Here is a 15099-nt window from a genome sequence, read left to right as displayed (position 1 = left end):
TGATCCTAGCCAAAATAATGGACAGCACGTCCCTCTAAAGATAACGTAACTTTAATCTTTGGAGATTCAAGAAATGGCTAAACGTTTTAGTCCTGAATTTAAACAGCAAGCGATTGATTATGCACTTTCAAACTCCCACGAACCTATAGCTGCAATCGCCCAGAAATTAGGTGTGGGTTATTCAACTTTAGACAAATGGATTCGTGAAGCCAATCCAGTGGGTTCAAGCAAACGTCAACTTTCACCAGAACAACAGCGGATCTTAGAATTAGAGAAAGAAGTCAAACAGCTCAGGGAAGCCAATGACATCTTTAAAAAAGCGCATGTGTACTTTCTGACAGATCATGCCAAGAAAAGTACACGGTAATTCAAGATCTGGATGTGAATGAAGTCACTGTATCTTCTGCCTGTCAATGCCTGGGTGTCAGCACTTCAGGCTATTATGCCTGGCGAAAACGCCAGACCAATCCAGCGCAGAAATATAATGATTTAAAAGCCGTATATTGGCAGCATCATGCACGATTGGGTGCACCTTCATTGGTACATGACATGCATGATTTAGGTTACAGCATGAGCGAACGAACCGTTGGAAGAATGCTTAAAAAGCTTGGTTTACGTAGCAGGATTGCACGTAAATACAAGCATACGACTGATTCAAACCATCGTTTGCCTACAGCGCCTAACTTGTTGGATCGTCAATTTACGGTCAATGAACCCAATAAGATCTGGACAACGGATATTACCTATATCCGTACTAAGCAAGGTTGGCTGTATTTATGTGTGATGCTGGATCTATTCAGCCGTCGTATTGTCGGCTGGCAAACCAGCCATCGAATAGACCGTCAATTGGTGTGTGATGCGTTTCATTATGCAATGGCTCGTCAGGGGTATCCAATGGGTGTCATGGTGCATTCGGACCAAGGCTCACAGTACTGTAGTCGTGATTTTAGGGCGCTATTATTGACGAATAACTGCGTTCAAAGTATGTCACGCAGGGGAAACTGTTGGGATAATGCAGTGACCGAAAGCTTCTTTCATACATTGAAAGGTCATGTGGTCCATGGCAGTGTGTTTGCCACTCGAAAAGAAGCGAATACAGTCTTGTTTGACTATATTGAGATTTATTACAATCGGGTCAGAAGGCATTCCGCAAACGGCTGGTTAAGCCCAGAAGCCTTTGAACAGAAATATTTTAAGAATTTAGAGGGATTTGTTGTCCACGATACTGTCTAGGATCAACAATCATCTGAATCTTCTTGAAGTGATATCAAAGGCTCATCGATAACCTCTTCTAAAGCTATTTTTGAAACACAAATGCTATTGCGAGTGATACTTATTGATACCTCAGATTGTTCATAATATTTTTTTAAATTTTCAGTATTTAAAGGGAGTTCATTTTCATCGCCATTTACATGCTTCTCTATAAACATTCGTTCATGAATATCATTTGGTAGAATAATAAAACCGTCACACTTCGACTCTTCACCATAAATTTTCTTGAACTTATCTACCGATATTTTATCAACATCGCCAAACATTAAGCTGTTCAAATCTCTATCTCGAAAAAGCTCAACATAACTAATTTCGAGAAAAATCTCTTTTACTATTCTTTCTGTCAGCACATTGTCGTATCCACCCCCACATAAACCATCAACAATAGTAAAAACTTCGAGATGGTTATCTTTAATAAAATGCGTAGTCTCTGCATTTTCAACGTTTCTTTTATACGACTCACTTAGCTTTGATTTCAGCTCATTAAAAGACAGAAAATCCAACGTTATTTAACCTTCTTAAATTGAATTACTTTCATATCTGCCAACTCTTCAAGATAGTCGGCATACCATTGCATCAAACGTGCACGATCTTCCAAATATTGGGCTTTGTTATATACACCTGCCACACCATCTTTGACGTGCGCTAAAGCAGACTCAATGTGTCTTTCATCAAAGCCACGGTTGTTTAAAAGCGTACTAGCAATATGTCGGAATCCATGAGGGGTCTGACGCCCCTCATACCCAAGACGGCGCAATGCCATAATAAAAACTGTATCCGACTTTGGCTTATTCTTATCTGATCGACTTGGGAAAAGGAAATCAGATTCAGAATAAATAGTCTTAAGCTGTTTAAGCAAATCAATAGCTTGTTTTGGCAAGGGTACTGTATGTTCACGGCGTTTCTTCATGCGGAAGTCTGGGATAGTCCAAAGTGCATTTTCTAAATCAAACTCTTCCCACTTAGCCTCACGTAACTCACTTGGTCGACAGAACAACATAGCTAAGAGTTGTAAACCAATACGGCTATCTAATGTTGGATAATTATTGATAGCTCGGAGCAATGCAGGCAATTCATTTTCCGACACATGAGCCATATTTTCTTTTTTGCCTTGAATAAGGTATTTCTGCATTCCTTCTAATGGATTGTAATCAATGCGCCCTGTAACCTTTGCATAGTCATAAATGTCACGACACATTGCACACATACGCTTAACTTGCTCATAAATCTTTTTTTCAAGCTGAATGCGCTTTAGATACTCCATCCATTCAATCGGTCGGATAGAAACAAATAAGCGTTTTCCAAACATTGGGAATATATGCTTCTCTAACGCACCTTTGTTACGTGTCATGGTATCGGATACCCATTGCATTTGCTTGGTATCAAGCCATTCACGAGCTAAAGCTTCAAAAGTAGCATTGTTAGTTTCAAGCTCTTTTATCTTTCGCTCTTGCTTGCTGACAATAGGATTTTCGCCATTGCCGATGTCATTCAATAATTCTTGAGCTTTCTTTCGAGCAAGTTTGCCTTTAATCGCAGGATAACCACCTAGCCCAACCCAAGACCATTTCCCATCAGGCTTTTTATATCTTAATTGCCAAGACTTGTTTCCATTCTTCTGTACAAAGAAATACAACCCATTACCATCTAACTCCCGATAGTCCTTATCTTCAGGTTTTAGATTTTCCAAAACGGTATCTGACAAAGGACGCTTTTTAATATCTGAACGCTTCATCGTGTATCACAGTGGTTTCAATAATTTATTAATGATACACAATCTGATACATGATACAACCTCATATAGTCGGTTAAGCTCAGTTATATTTAGACATAAAAAAAGGCTTGATCCCTTTAGAATCAAGCCTTTCCGCTTTATATAACGCTATATCCTGTTATATTCAGCTAGGTATTTGGTGGAGGTGGCGGGAGTTGAACCCGCGTCCGCCAGCATTACGCCCCAGAATACTACATGCTTAGATATCGTCTATTGTTTTAGCGCCTTGTGACCCGACGAACAGGGTACAAGTTGCGATCCTCTTAATTTAGTACGAAACCCCGAGGCTTGATTTCATACGGACTTGTGTGCGTTCGCTTCAGTCGGGACCCCTAACCACAAGTATTCAGGGATGCGGACAAGCTGCCCTTAGGCAGCTAGAGCGTAAGATTCGTCGTTTGCGACTATAAAAATGCAAATTTGATTTACGAGAGAAAATGCGCTCTCGGCATGCATCTATGAGTTTCATCACCAGCGTCGAAGCCAGAAACACCCCCAAAGTACGGCTTAATCATAGCACAACTATCAGTAATTACGAGTCTATTTACCGATAAATTACGCCTGCTTTATGCGTTTGTTTGATTAATTGGGTTAATATTTTGCCTTTCAAGCATAATATTAGAAAAAATATGAGTTATTTATTGGCCCTAGACCAAGGCACCACTTCAAGCCGCGCGATTATCTTTAATGAAAAAGGCGAAATTCAAGCCACAGCGCAACGCGAAACCCAAATTCAAACCCCGCACTCAGGCTGGGTTGAACAAGATGCACATGAAATTTGGAGTAGCCAATTGGGCGTGGTGCAGCAAGCCTTGGCTGCCGCGGGTTTATTGGCCAAGGATATTCATGCCATTGGCTTAACCAACCAACGTGAAACTACGGTGGTATGGGATAAACGTACAGGTCGCGCCCTTGCCCCTGCCATTATTTGGCAAGATCGCCGGGCAAGCACATGGTGTAATCAACTGATTGAGCAAGGTTTAACTACCAACATTTTAGAAAAAACTGGCTTAAGGATTGATCCATATTTTAGTGCAGGAAAATTAGTGTGGTTACTTGAAAATGTCGCGGGTTTACGCCCATTGGCCAAGCAAGGTCATGTTGCCTTTGGCACCATTGACAGTTGGCTGATTTGGAATTTGACCCAAGGCGCAGAACATATTATTGAGGCCAGTAATGCCTCACGTACCATGCTCATGAATCTCAAAAGCCAAACTTGGGATCAAGAACTACTGGAGCGCTTTGAGATTCCAAGCAGCGTATTGCCTAAAATTATCAGTTCAGACAGCTATGTCGCAGACACCGCCCAAGGGTTATTGGGTGCCTGTATTCCGATTACTGGGATTTTAGGTGACCAGCAAGCTGCACTGTTTGGACAAGCCTGCTTTAAACCCGGTAGCGCTAAAAACACCTACGGTACGGGCTGTTTTATGCTGTTTAATACGGGTCAAGAAGTCAAAACCAGCCAAAATCAACTCTTGTCTACCCTTGCATGGCAAGCACAAGGTCAAGCCACCTATGCCTTAGAAGGTAGTGTGTTTATGGCTGGTGCCATTGTGCAATGGTTACGGGATGGTTTAGGAATTTTACATAAAAGTAGCGATGTAGAACGCCTCGCCAATAAGGTCCCTGATAGCGATGGCGTGGTCTTGGTGCCAGCCTTTACCGGGCTTGGCGCACCGCATTGGGATTCTGAGGCACGCGCTTTATTATGTGGGATGTCGCGCGGTACCAACAAACATCACATTGCCCGCGCAGCCTTAGAAGCGATAGCTTTTCAAGTCTCAGATGTTTTAACCGCCATGCAATCCGATTTAGGCCAACAACTCACCCAGCTTTGTGTCGATGGTGGTGCCAGTCACAATAATACCCTCATGCAGTTTCAGGCCGATATTTTAAACGTGCCTGTGCTACGCCCTAAAATGTTGGAGTCTACTGCTTGGGGAGCAGCTGCTATGGCAGGTTTAAAATCAGGCGTGTTCAGTTCGCTCGATGATATTGCCGCCTGTTGGCAATTAGAACGTGCATTTGAACCCCAAATGCCCCAACTGGAACGTGAGCGTCATTTAGCCAAATGGCAAGATGCACTGCAACGTGCCAAGTCGCATTGACATTAAGCGCTGTGACTTAAGTGCTTTTGTAAGCAGCTTTTTGCAGGGCTTTTTTAAGCACTTGAGTCTCGTGCTTGAGCGCACGTTCATTGTTTAGCACAATTGATAAAAAAATCATCTTTGCTCGAGAAATGCGCTCAAAAAAACTATACTCAAATTTCACAATAATAAATAAGATGGAGTTTTGCGATGTCTCATTCCTCCACATTACAACAGCAGGTCTTAGACGACCGTGAGATTCGGCATTCTATCCACAACATCACGAGCAAAATTCAACAGCAACCCATTTCCGACATTGTCGATGATCAAGGGCATCAATATGTCGATCTCGTATTAGAAGGTGGCGGGGTGTTAGGCATCGCCTTGGCAGGCTATACCTATGCCCTAGAACAAGCAGGCATTCGTTTTTTAAATATTGCAGGGACATCCGCAGGCGCGATCAATGCCGTGTTTTTAGCCACGCTTGCTAAACCTAACCAAATGCGCAGCGATAAACTGCTTGAACTCCTCAGTCGTATGCCGATGCAGGAGTTTATTGATGGCGGTAAATTGGCAGACTATGTAGTCGAGGCACTACAAAGCCAACAATCCGACATGTGGAAGAAAAAATTGAGTTTAAGCTTACTCAAAGAGCTACGCCGTTTATTGTCCAAAGAGCGCATTGCGCTTAACTCAGGGCAACGCTTTGAACAGTGGCTGACAGAAAATCTGAGCATTAACCATATTGCTGACTTAGAGCAGCATCTACAATTAGCCCCCAACACCCTTAAACTGCGCCCCCAACGCGAATCTGAAACCGCCCACCCTATGCGTGCAGCACACGGCACACGGCTGAGCGACCAACAACGGATAGAAAAAATTGCAGCCAATATTCAATTGTGTATGGTCAGTGCCGATATTAGTACCCAAAGTAAAATTGTATTTCCGCGTATGGCCGAACTGTACCAGCAGCAACAGCTAACACTGGCCAAATGTGTGCGTGCCTCCATGGCGATTCCGATTTTTTTTGAGCCTGTGCTGTTACCTGTCAACCCTCAAGCAAATTGGAGTAAATGGGTGGGTTATGAAGGTCAATTGCCTGAACAATCCGCTTTGGTCGATGGTGGGATCATGTCCAACTTCCCAATTGATATTTTTCATCAACGCCAATATGTGCCTTTGTGTCCAACCTTTGGTGCGAAGCTAGATACTGACCGTGAGCATCCCCAAAATACTCAAGGCATGTTGGCATTTTTAAACGCTTTGTTTGATACCGCAAGACATACCTCAGACTTTAACTTTTTGCACCAAAACCAAGATTATCGCCATTTAATTAGTTATATCGAGATTGCACGACATAAAGTGCCTGCCCCTGCGCTGTGGTATCACTTTAAAGCCAATCAAGCGCGTGAGATTCATGAATTTCATTGGCTTGATTTTCAGATGCCGCTCGAAAAACAATTAAAATTATTTAAGCTCGGTGTGGCTGCCGCTGCCGACTTTATTTTAGGGAATCAAGATAAATTACAGCATCAAAACCATGTGGCCAATTTTAAACAGCGTTTTCATCTCGAAGCCCAGCAGCCGACCTATATCCCTAAACCCATCGCGCCTTTTGATTGGCAGGCCTATAAACATATCCGTGCCCAATTGTTATAAAAAAAGACCCTCGCTCGGGTCTTTTTTAGCTATTTTAATCTGCTGTTTAAGTCTAACACTGATCAATAAGCATAAGAGGCAATTGCTGTAGCAATCAGCTCATCTTGATCATTAACCATATTCATACGCATGGTACAACCTTTACGCCCCATGCGTAGCGCTTCAGCGGTGGCAATAAAATATTCACCGCGTCCCGGTTTTAAATAATCCACCCGAATATCTAGCGTTGCCAAGCGTGCTGCTTGCAGACTGACCTGCTCAAAGGTCTCTTTGCTGGCTTTTTTATACAATTCCGCCATGGCGATAATTCCCCCGACACTATCGAGTACCGTCGCGGTCGAGCCACCATGTAAGATTTGATATTGCATATTACCAATTAAATGAGGTTGCATCTGAATATAAGCTTGAATTTGCCCATTCACCACTCGCATTTGCATTCCGTTATGTTGAAAAAATGGCGAGCTATTAAAGGCTTGGCATAGCTTTTCAAATACTGCATTGATTTCAATTTTTTCGCCGAGATTTAATTCACCCGTCCACTTTTTCACAGCATCATTCATTTTTTCAAATTACCTTAACAACAATTTACAATGACCAAGCTGTCATTATAGAGCTACAATAAACTAAATTTTAATACGAAACATTGAGATTGTTATGACCTATACGTTTAATCGTCCGGCTTTTCCTGCGACTCGCATGCGTCGTATTCGTAAAAATGATCAATTACGTGCCATGGTACGTGAAACACAACTCTCTACAGATCATTTAATTTATCCAGTATTTGTACTGCCGGGGCAAAATCAAACTCAAGATATTCCAAGTATGCCCAACGTACAGCGTTTATCGGCAGATTTATTATTAAAAAAAGCAGAACGCTTACTTGAGCTAGGGGTGTCAAAACTCGCGCTATTTCCAGTGACACCACAAGAAGATAAAAGTTTAACAGCAGAAGCCGCTTGGCGTGACGATGGTCTAGTACAAAACACGGTGCGCTTACTTAAAAAAGAATTACCAGAAATGGTTTTAATTACCGATGGTGCACTTGACCCATATACCACCCATGGTCAAGATGGCATTATTGATGACACAGGCTACGTATTAAATGACGAAACCGTAGAAGCATTAATTAAACAAGCCTTAAGTCATGCCGAAGCGGGTGCCGATGTGGTCGCACCAAGTGACATGATGGATGGACGTATTGGTGCCATTCGTCAAGCACTAGAGGCCAATGGCCATATCTATACCAGTATTATGGCCTATTCTGCCAAATATGCCTCAAGCTTCTACGGTCCTTTCCGTGATGCTGTCGGTTCTGCCAGCAACTTAAAAGGTGGCAATAAGTACAATTACCAAATGGATATTGGCAACCGTGCCGAAGCCCTGCATGAAATTGCCCTTGATATTCAAGAAGGTGCAGATATGGTGATTGTCAAACCGGGTATGCCGTATCTAGATATTGTGCGTGAAGTCAAAGACACCTTTGGCGTGCCGACTTTTGTGTATCAAGTCAGTGGTGAATATGCCATGCTTGCCGGTGCCATTCAAAATGGCTGGTTGTCCGATAGCGTGATTATTGAATCGTTAATGAGCTGCCGCCGCGCAGGCGCAGATGGAATTTGGACTTACTTTGCTGAAGAAGCCGCACTGAAGCTTAAAGACATGCAATAAATTTAACTCTTAAGGTCAGCATGTGCTGGCCTTTTACTTTGCTTTAAATTACTTAATGCATGTTGCACACTCTGAAAATGAAAAATAAAGCCTGCATCATTTAAATGCTGAGGTCGGACAAATTGTCCGTTTAAAATCAGTTGTGCTTGCTCGCCTAACAGCAGTTGAAATAGCCACGCTGGTGCCGGTAAATGCGGTCGCTTATGAAATAACTGCGCGGCTTGATGGGCAAATTGTGCTTGACTGGTTAATTCTGGGGCAACCACATTAAAAATGCGTTTTTGTGTCGGGGTACGCATTAAAAACTCAATTGCTCTTAATACATCGTGCACATGCACCCATGCCACAGGCTGCTGTCCTGTGGCAATTTTACCAACTAAATTGAATTTAATCGGTAATAACATTTGTGGCAAGATGCCACCATTTTTACCAAATACAATACCTAAACGAATAATCTTGGTATTAAATTGACTAAATTTCAGCGCGGTATATTCCCATTTTTGACACAGCTCAGACATAAAAATTGCTTGGCTAGGACTATCCTCAGTACAGACCTGTTGCCATGTGTGCTCATGGTCAATGCCGTAATAACCAACCGCTGAGCCAGAAATAATGCTTTTAGGAAATATATTATGCGCAGTTAAGTAATGATATAAACGCTCGGTGCTCTCCACCCGACTCTGGATCAGTTTTTGTTTACGAGCAGTACTCCAGCGCCCCTTGCCAATGCTCTCACCTGCCAAATTTACGACATAATCAATCGGCTGCGTACCAATTTGCTCAAAGTCACGGATCCAAGTGACCGCATGACTGTTGCTCCTTAGTTGCCGGCTTAAGGCAATAATCTCATAGCCACGTGTCACCAAAAAAGCAATTAAATGTGAACCAATAAAACCACTCGCACCGGTAATTAATACTGACGGTTTAGCCATGTAAGACCTATGATATTTTTTGTTTTTGAGTCAATGCTCAACACTACAGCATTATTGCTGTTGTGGAAACATTTTAGCTGCCATACGCTGCGCTTGTGGACCATAAAACCAAAACACCACCAAATAAAAAGGAATCATAAAAATAAGTAAGCGTGAAATCAGCATCAATTGAAATTCTAGATTTAAAGCCTCTTTTAACCATAATGCACCTACATTTGGAATGTTAAGGTTAAACATTAATGGACCAAGCACGGCAAAAATATAATTGTATAAAAAGAAAATCAGCACATAAATTAAACTAAAGCGGTTACGTTCTAACTTACTAGGCGCACGGCGCTCTTTTTTAAGAAAATGAAATAACAATAAAATACTACTGATTAAAAATGGTAAAGCCGTTAAGACTTGTCCCATACCGCGCGGCAGCAAAGCAGCCAAAATACCCATCAGCATAGTAAATAACACTAAGTAAATGAAAAATCTTAAAAAATATTTAAACATATGCTGCTTTTAAACCCATGTGGATTGAGACCTCATGACAGTATAAAAAAAAAAATTATTTTTTTAAGTTTTATTGTCAACCAATTGCAAAACAGTGACGTTATAAAGGGTATAGGTCTGTAGCAGCCGAGCGTTTGTAATGGCATCCACAAATTTCGGTGACCTTTTATAGCAATAATAATTAATTTTGTTTGACCTAGGTGTAGCAGCCACCAAAGTCAGCACAAAATGTTTTTTTGACCGACGATTTACTATCACTCGAATCGTCGGTCTTTTATTTTCTGCGCATTTTTCCTTATAGTAGGCAGCAGCAACTTTTTGGGCAATAGCATGAGCGTGCGTTTTTTTCATACTTCTGATTGGCATTTAGGGCAGTTTTTCCATAACCACGACCGTAATGAGGAACATCAACATTTTCTCGCTTGGCTATTACAACAAATTCAAGCCAAACAGCCACATGCACTACTCATTGCAGGGGATATTTTTGATGTGGTTAACCCCGCCTCAAGTGCACAAAAGCAGCTCTATCAATTTTTAACCGATGCCCATGCCATTGCCCCGCATATGCAAACCCTGATGATTGCAGGTAATCACGACTCTGGTTATCGCATCGAGCAAGTCGAGCCCTTTTTAGCCAAATTTAATGCCAAAGCAGTGGGCGTGATTCGACGCAATGACAACCAGAGTTTTGATTTATCACATTTATTGGTGCCTATTCAGGATGCCCAAGGTCAGACCATTGCTTGGTGTTTAACCTTGCCCTATTTACGTAGCGCAGAAATTACCGGTTTAAATGAACACACCAGCAACAGCCAAAATGCCATTGCCTATTTGCATCAACAACTCATTTTAGAGGCTAAAGCCCGTAAACAGCCCAATCAAGCCCTCATTCTTATGTCACATGCCCATCTGCAAGGTGGCGAGACATCCGACTCCGAGCGCCCAATTGTCATTGGTAATGAAGAGGCATTATCCACCGCATTATTTGATGATGTGATTGACTATGTTGCACTCGGTCATTTGCATAAACCGCAAAAAGTTGGACATGAACATATCCGCTACAGTGGCTCACCTATCCCACTGTCATTTAGTGAACGCAACTATAAACATCAAGTAGTTGAAGTGAGCATTGATCCTTTGGCAGATGAGAAAAATCGTTTTCATTATGAGGCGCATATTATTCCACGCACGGTCGATCTGATTCGAATTCGTAAACCTTTAACTGATTTAATTGCCGCTGTACAAGCCTTACCGCAAGGTGAGATTGACAATCTCAATGCACGACATTTTTTAGAAATTGAATATACGACGGATGCCCCGCCTCCTGTTGATTTACGTCAACAGATCGAACTTGCCTTGCCGCCAAATCGTTACCGCTTACTGCGTATTGCTCGAATTTATCAAAAACAAACTGAGCAAAATGATACCAACCAAAAAGTCGATTTAGAACCACCCACGCCTGAAAAATTATTTTTAACGCTGTGGGACAAAATGGGTTATGAGCAGGATGAATCAGTACAACGTGATTTCTTAACCTTGCTTGAAGCAGCACAACACGATTTGGATCAACAAGCGCACTAAGGATTGGCCATGAAAATTATTCGACTCAGTTTAAATAACTTGGCCTCGTTAGCAGGTGAACAGCATATCCATTTTGAAGACAGCCCACTGGCTCAAGCAGGTTTGATCGCTATTACCGGTAAAACTGGTGCGGGAAAATCAACCTTACTCGATGCCATGTGTTTAGCGCTCTATGATGAAATTCCACGTTTACGCGGCGCAGCCGGGAGCATGAAAGATGTGGGCGGCAAAGATATATCGATTAAAGATTCAAAAAATATTCTCCGCCGTGGCACCACATCAGGTTTTGCTGAACTTGAATTTGTTGCGCTCGATCAGAAACGCTATATTGCGCGTTGGGAAATTAGCCGTGCGCGTAAAAAAGTCGATGGTAATTTAAAAGTCGAACGCTTCGTTCAATGTTTAAATGATGGTACGACCTTAACGCAAAAAATCTCGGAAGTGACGCCATTAATTGAAAAACTGATTGGGCTAAGTTTTGAGCAATTCACCCGTGCGGTGCTTTTGGCACAGTCGGAAGTCGGTGCATTTTTAAAAGCCAAAGACCATGAACGTGCTGATCTACTAGAATACTTAACCAACTCACAAATTTTTAGCGAAGTCAGTAAAAAAGCTGCCGATAAATTTAGTGAGATCAAACAGCAACGTCATGACTTAGAAAAGCAGTTAGGTCATATTGATATTCTTAGTGAAGAACAACTCGAGGCTTTAAATCAGCAGCATCAGCAGTTAAAACAGCAACTCGTACATTTAGCCCAGTCGGAAAAGTTACTTGAGAATGATCTGAAATGGCATAAAGACCGCCATGAGCTCTATGCAGGCATGCAAGCAAAAAAAGAAGTATATGAAGTGCAATTAGATGCTGATCTCAAACTGCAACCACAAAAACAGCTCCTTGCCCAACTCGATGCATTTCAAGAAATTCGTGCCCAATATCAGACCCAAAAAGACAGTCAATTTAAACTCAATCAACTGACGCACGAGCTTAAAAATTTCCAACCCCAGTTACAGCAAGCACAAATCCAACATGAGCTAGCGACTCAGCATTTGCATCAGGCTGAGCAGCATCTCACTCTGTGGCAAAGCCAATTGGAACAACTGAAACCACAATTAGAAAAAGCCACACAGCTTGATCATAACATTCAAAGCAAGCTTCAACAGCATCAAACCCTCAAACATGAACAACAGCAATTTATTGCAAACCAAGTACAACCGCTTGAATTGCAATGTCAGCAACAGCAGATCGATTTCAACCAAGCATTACAGCGTAAACAACAGTTTGAACAGCAACTGCAACAGTCACAAGAATGGGCTGTTTTTGATGATTCATTTTCCACAACTTCACAACGTTTAAACGATTATATTCAGCAATATCAGCAACTCAAAACTACACAACCTGAATTATTGCAACATTCGGTAGCGGCATTACAGCAACAACAGTCTGAATTACAACAGCGTATTTGCATATGGAAAAATCAGTATCAAGAACTTGGCTTACTTGAGCAAAAAATCCATAAAAAGCAGCATACTATTCAAAAACAAGATCAATCATCTCGTGTTTTAGAACGCCTTGAGCAACAGGCGACGCAGATCGTGCAAACTGAGCAACAGCATCAGCAACTCTTAACACAGCAAGCGAGCAATCAGAAAATTGCTGATGATTTAAAGCTACGCATCAGTACCCAACAGCAAAAAGTTCAACAACATCAAATTGCATTGCAGCAACTCGAACACATTTTCGAGCAACAGCGCCTGTTACAACATCAAAGCGTGCAGGATTTACGTGCGCAGTTGAAACCCAATGAAGCCTGTATGGTCTGCGGTAGCCATACCCATCCCTTTGTTGAACATGCAGATTTGCTCAGCAATGCTTTAGAGCAATTACAAGACCAACAGCTACAAAATGCAAAGCAAGAAGACACTCAACTGCGTCAACAGCTTAGACAATTGGAAATTGAAGCTTCCAAAGCGGATGCAACCTTGCAACAACAGCAAGGTCAGCTTGATGCGTTAACACAAAGCATCCGCTTACAACAGCAAAAGCTAGAAACGCAACTGCACAACCAAGCCTTAGATGTCAATGCACAGCAACCTGCAACAGAAATCTTGGACACAATTCGCATCTACTTAGAACAAGTCTCGAAAATCACGCAGCAATTACAGCTTGAAGTACAGCACGATCAGCAAATCCTACACGCATGGCATTGGGCACAGCGCCAAGCTGAGCAATTACAATTTGGCTTACAACAACGTCAGCAACTCGAACAACTGATCGAAACAATCGTGCCTCAACTCAGTGACACACAACAGCAACAGTGGCAAGCAGATCCTCTGCACTGCGCCGAACAGATCTTGCAACAATTACAACAACGCCAACAACTTTTGATGGCGGTGACTGAGCAACACAAACATTGTGAGAAACTACAAGCTGAATTAAGTCAACAGCAACTCAAACTTGAACTATTCAACAAGCAATCGCAGGAAAAGTTAGATCAATTGGCTCAGATTACCAGTGCCGGAAAATTGCTCCGCGATCAACTCAATGCCCTGACCGAAGCCTATGCAGGTCGTCAGTATCAGAAGGTGAGCGAATGGCAAGCAACCTTGGATCAAGAGCAACAACAATTGCAACAGGTGGTTGCTACACAGCGACTCTACTTAAAAAAGAGTGAAGAACAGCACCAACAGTTACAACTGCAACAACAGCATTTGGACAGCCAAATCACACTCAATACTCAACAATTGCAACAAGCCACTGAGCAAATTGGGACATGGACAGTGGCCCACCCTGAGATGCAACCGAGTGTGATCGAACAATGCCTTGCCATTGGGCATGATCAACACCGCCATATTCGTCAGGACTTGCTCAATCATCAACAGGCTTTAGAAAGTGCCAAAACGGCATGGCAAACGCTTGAAGAACATTATGCTAAACATCTTAAGCAGCAACCTGAACTCAGCTTTGAAGATGCTCAAATCAAACTTGCAGAATTGGCATTAGAAAAAACCAGACAGCAAAATGCCTTTAATGAGGCGGATGCAAAGCTACGCATGAATGCCACCAATCAAAGCACTTATAGCAAATATCAAACTCAGATTGAGCAGATTAAGGCGGAGGAATATCGTTGGGGTCGTATCTATGACTTAATTGGGCATAAAGAAGGTACAAAGTTTAAAAAAATCGCCCAAGAGCATCATCTAGATATTTTAGTGGAACATGCCAACCAACAGCTACAACCTCTCTCACAGCGCTATCAATTGCACCGTATCCCAGACAGTTTAAGTCTGGCCATTATTGATTTAGACATGAACAGTGAAATCCGCCCCGTATTATCCCTCTCTGGCGGTGAGACCTTCTTGGTGTCTTTAGCGCTAGCTTTAGCGATTGCCAATATGGCAGCGGGTTCAATGAAGCTTGAATCCTTATTTATTGACGAAGGCTTTGGTACCCTAGATCCTGCATCGTTGCATATGGTGATGAATGCACTTGATCATCTGCAGAGTCAAGGACGTAAAGTGGTACTGATTTCGCATATTCAAGAGATGCATGAACGTATTCCAGTACAAATTCAGGTTAAACCTGTTGGTGGTGGGGCAAGTCGCATTAAAATAGTCAGCTAACGCT

11 protein-coding genes and 1 other RNA gene are annotated in these 15099 nt (G+C 42.2%); 6 read left to right on the top strand and 6 right to left on the bottom strand.

Annotated features, from left to right (window positions below; genetic code table 11):
• Nucleotides 1-73 precede the first annotated feature (73 nt).
• A protein-coding gene (locus tag AC5YCI_RS14160) for an IS3 family transposase (RefSeq protein WP_496175269.1) occupies nucleotides 74-1233 on the top strand; the annotation gives its coding sequence in 2 pieces (ribosomal slippage) (nucleotides 74-320 and nucleotides 320-1233; 1161 coding nt in all).
• A gap of 2 nt (nucleotides 1234-1235) precedes the next feature.
• Here AC5YCI_RS14160 and AC5YCI_RS14155 read toward each other — a convergent pair.
• The 3 genes from AC5YCI_RS14155 to ssrA all read right to left on the bottom strand — a co-directional run bounded on the left by AC5YCI_RS14155 (nucleotide 1236) and on the right by ssrA (nucleotide 3543).
• Complete coding sequence (locus AC5YCI_RS14155; RefSeq protein WP_496175734.1) at nucleotides 1236-1775, bottom strand: hypothetical protein; 540 nt, start codon at nucleotides 1773-1775, stop codon at nucleotides 1236-1238.
• 2 nt (nucleotides 1776-1777) lie between these two features.
• Nucleotides 1778-3007, bottom strand: a complete 1230-nt coding sequence (locus AC5YCI_RS14150; protein WP_496130340.1) for a tyrosine-type recombinase/integrase — start codon at nucleotides 3005-3007, stop codon at nucleotides 1778-1780.
• A gap of 176 nt (nucleotides 3008-3183) precedes the next feature.
• Nucleotides 3184-3543: a transfer-messenger RNA gene (ssrA, locus tag AC5YCI_RS14145) on the bottom strand.
• Nucleotides 3544-3675: 132 nt separating this feature from the next.
• On the opposite strand from ssrA, the gene glpK reads away from it, so the two are divergent.
• Together glpK and AC5YCI_RS14135 are read left to right on the top strand one after the other, a co-directional pair.
• Nucleotides 3676-5157 carry a glycerol kinase GlpK gene (gene glpK / locus AC5YCI_RS14140; RefSeq protein WP_496130341.1) on the top strand — a complete coding sequence of 494 codons (1482 nt, stop codon included), beginning with the start codon at nucleotides 3676-3678 and terminating at the stop codon, nucleotides 5155-5157.
• 189 nt (nucleotides 5158-5346) lie between these two features.
• Nucleotides 5347-6795, top strand: coding sequence for a patatin-like phospholipase family protein (locus AC5YCI_RS14135; protein WP_496130342.1), 1449 nt, complete (start codon nucleotides 5347-5349; stop codon nucleotides 6793-6795).
• 62 nt (nucleotides 6796-6857) lie between these two features.
• On the opposite strand, the gene AC5YCI_RS14130 is transcribed toward AC5YCI_RS14135, so the two are convergent.
• Entirely contained in the window at nucleotides 6858-7355 is a 498-nt protein-coding gene (locus AC5YCI_RS14130; protein ID WP_496130343.1) for a thioesterase family protein, read from the bottom strand.
• A 94-nt stretch (nucleotides 7356-7449) separates the two neighbouring features.
• Between AC5YCI_RS14130 and hemB the strand changes: the two genes are divergently transcribed.
• The gene (gene hemB / locus AC5YCI_RS14125; protein WP_496130344.1) at nucleotides 7450-8463 is read left to right on the top strand and encodes a porphobilinogen synthase; all 1014 of its coding nucleotides are present in this window, start codon (nucleotides 7450-7452) and stop codon (nucleotides 8461-8463) included.
• A gap of 2 nt (nucleotides 8464-8465) precedes the next feature.
• Here hemB and AC5YCI_RS14120 read toward each other — a convergent pair whose 3' ends face one another.
• Together AC5YCI_RS14120 and AC5YCI_RS14115 are read right to left on the bottom strand one after the other, a co-directional pair.
• Nucleotides 8466-9395, bottom strand: a complete 930-nt coding sequence (locus AC5YCI_RS14120; protein ID WP_496130345.1) for a TIGR01777 family oxidoreductase — start codon at nucleotides 9393-9395, stop codon at nucleotides 8466-8468.
• Between the two features lie 51 nt (nucleotides 9396-9446).
• The gene (locus AC5YCI_RS14115; protein ID WP_496130346.1) at nucleotides 9447-9893 is read right to left on the bottom strand and encodes an ABZJ_00895 family protein; all 447 of its coding nucleotides are present in this window, start codon (nucleotides 9891-9893) and stop codon (nucleotides 9447-9449) included.
• Nucleotides 9894-10223: 330 nt separating this feature from the next.
• Between AC5YCI_RS14115 and AC5YCI_RS14110 the strand changes: the two genes are divergently transcribed.
• Nucleotides 10224-11474, top strand: coding sequence for an exonuclease SbcCD subunit D (locus AC5YCI_RS14110; RefSeq protein WP_496175733.1), 1251 nt, complete (start codon nucleotides 10224-10226; stop codon nucleotides 11472-11474).
• A gap of 9 nt (nucleotides 11475-11483) precedes the next feature.
• Entirely contained in the window at nucleotides 11484-15095 is a 3612-nt protein-coding gene (locus AC5YCI_RS14105; protein WP_496175732.1) for an AAA family ATPase, read from the top strand.
• The last annotated feature ends 4 nt before the right edge of the window (nucleotides 15096-15099 follow it).

The organism is Acinetobacter sp. CY17 (genome assembly GCF_059515825.1).
This window is presented reverse-complemented; position numbering and strand designations above follow the sequence as displayed.

Coding starts and splice junctions, on each gene's coding strand:
- AC5YCI_RS14150 (WP_496130340.1), bottom strand. CDS start 3,007: ATGAAGCGTTCAGATATTAAAAAGCGTCCTTTGTCAGATACCGTTTTG.
- glpK (WP_496130341.1), top strand. CDS start 3,676: ATGAGTTATTTATTGGCCCTAGACCAAGGCACCACTTCAAGCCGCGCG.
- AC5YCI_RS14135 (WP_496130342.1), top strand. CDS start 5,347: ATGTCTCATTCCTCCACATTACAACAGCAGGTCTTAGACGACCGTGAG.
- AC5YCI_RS14130 (WP_496130343.1), bottom strand. CDS start 7,355: ATGAATGATGCTGTGAAAAAGTGGACGGGTGAATTAAATCTCGGCGAA.
- hemB (WP_496130344.1), top strand. CDS start 7,450: ATGACCTATACGTTTAATCGTCCGGCTTTTCCTGCGACTCGCATGCGT.
- AC5YCI_RS14120 (WP_496130345.1), bottom strand. CDS start 9,395: ATGGCTAAACCGTCAGTATTAATTACCGGTGCGAGTGGTTTTATTGGT.
- AC5YCI_RS14115 (WP_496130346.1), bottom strand. CDS start 9,893: ATGTTTAAATATTTTTTAAGATTTTTCATTTACTTAGTGTTATTTACT.
- AC5YCI_RS14110 (WP_496175733.1), top strand. CDS start 10,224: ATGAGCGTGCGTTTTTTTCATACTTCTGATTGGCATTTAGGGCAGTTT.
- AC5YCI_RS14105 (WP_496175732.1), top strand. CDS start 11,484: ATGAAAATTATTCGACTCAGTTTAAATAACTTGGCCTCGTTAGCAGGT.